This window comes from Myxococcus sp. AB025B, from assembly GCF_006518215.1.
In the GTDB taxonomy this organism is placed as follows: Bacteria; Myxococcota; Myxococcia; order Myxococcales; family Myxococcaceae; genus Myxococcus; species Myxococcus fulvus.
In genome coordinates, this window is the sequence record NZ_SRLW01000610.1 from 1 (window position 1) to 1,694 (window position 1,694).

Sequence of the window (1,694 nt, forward strand, 5' to 3'; positions counted from 1 at the left end):
CCCACCAGCATGGACAGGCTCGCCAAGGAGCCCAACATCACCCCGGCCGCGAGCCCCGACACCTGCGCGAGGGCCAGACCCACGGCCGAACAACACAACGCGGACACCGCCCAGCCGCCGCGAAGTGGAATGCCGGCGCAGTACAGCCCCAGCCCCAGCAGCCCCGTCACCAGCGGCGAGCCCACCACCAGCATCAACAACATCCGCCGGACGTAGAGCCCCGCGGCCCGGCCGCCATTGGCCTGCTCACGCCACAGCTGGCCGATGCGCCCCCCGGGCGCGAGGATTCCCGCCGCCCGGAGCCTGTAGTGCAGGTCCACCGGACGGAACAACAGCAGCAACAGCAACCTCATCAGCGACGGAACCTGCTGCGGCATGTCCGTTCGCGTTGGCTCCGCGGCCCCTGATTCCACGGCGGCCCCCCTCTTGTTCGAGTTTCAGTCCTCCAGCCTACCCTTGCCCTGCCGGAGGATTTCAAGCGTGTCGCCGATGAGTGAAACCACTGTCGACGGTTCGTTCAATGTCACGCCTCCGTCGAGGATGAGCTCCAGGCCATGGCCGAACGCGTCCTTGATCTCCCGCGCGTCCGTGAGCGGCTCACCGTCCGTATTGCTCACCGACGTCGTCACCAGGGGGCGCCCGAGTGCACGCGTCAGCTCGCGCGCCAGGGGGGCATCCGGGACCCGGATGCCGACCTGCTTCTGCTTCGACATCATCAAATCGGGCACCAGCCGCGTCGCCTCCAGGATGAAGGTGAACGCACCTGGAGTGAGCCCCTTCATCGTCCGGTACGCGAAATTGCTGACGTGAGCGTAATGGGCGACGTCCGACAGGTCCGGGCAGAGGAAGGACAGGGGCTTCTTCTTGTCACGTCCCTTGAGCTGGTAGAGCCGCTCGATGGCCTTCTTCGAGCCCAGGTCACAGCCCATGCCGTAGTACGTGTCCGTCGGGTAGGCGATGAGCCCGCCGCGCTCGAGCACCTCCACCGCGCGCTGGATGTGGCGCGGCGACGGGTGCTCCATGTCCACCTCGAGGATGGGTGCGGCCATGATTCGTGTGTCCCTCCTGCGTGCGGCCCTGGAGCCTACGCGGTTCCCTGTGCCTCGTCCGTCCTGACTTCGCCACTGGCCGTCAGTGCACGTCGCGTCAACACCGGCCCCACCAGCTCGTGCGCGGTGATCATCGCGACGATGAGCACCTCCACCTGGGGCCCGAAGGTCGGGAACGTGCGCGACACCAGCGCCGCCAGGCCGAACGTCACGCCCGCCTGCGAGATGAGCCCCATCCACAGGTACTCCTTCAGCCGCGGGTCATCCGTGGGGGCGAAGCGTCGACAGGCGAACCAGATGGCCAGCCCCCGGAGCACCACCAGGAGCAGCGCCGCCGGTCCCACCGTCAACAACGCGTCCAGCTTCAACCCCGCGCCCGCCGCCGCGAAGAAGAGCGCGAACACCGGCAGCCCCGCGCGCTGGATGGCGTGGTGGATGCGCTCCCCCTCTCGCTCATCCAGGTTGGCGATGAGCGCACCGGCCGCCAGCGACACCAGCAGCGGGGACAGGTGCAGCCGCGTGCCACCCTCCGCCGCCGCGAAGGACAGCCCCACCAGGAACAGCGGCAGCTCCTGCTTCACGCCCCGCATGTAGAGGAGCATCACCACCGCGAGCACCCCGCCCACCACCACCGAGCCGAACCTG

2 protein-coding genes and 1 pseudogene are annotated in these 1,694 nt (G+C 68.4%); all 3 read right to left on the bottom strand.

Features of this window, described 5'->3' with window-relative positions:
• Positions 1 to 377: pseudogene (locus tag FL311_RS43020) on the bottom strand (hypothetical protein); the annotation flags it as partial.
• Positions 378 to 437: 60 nt separating this feature from the next.
• Complete coding sequence (locus tag FL311_RS43025; protein ID WP_141333447.1) at positions 438 to 1,049, bottom strand: L-threonylcarbamoyladenylate synthase; 612 nt, start codon at positions 1,047 to 1,049, stop codon at positions 438 to 440.
• A 35-nt stretch (positions 1,050 to 1,084) separates the two neighbouring features.
• A partial coding sequence (locus tag FL311_RS43030) for a cation:proton antiporter (RefSeq protein WP_194869636.1) occupies positions 1,085 to 1,694 on the bottom strand: 610 nt, incomplete at its 5' end.

Coding starts and splice junctions, on each gene's coding strand:
- FL311_RS43025 (WP_141333447.1), bottom strand. CDS start 1,049: ATGGCCGCACCCATCCTCGAGGTGGACATGGAGCACCCGTCGCCGCGC.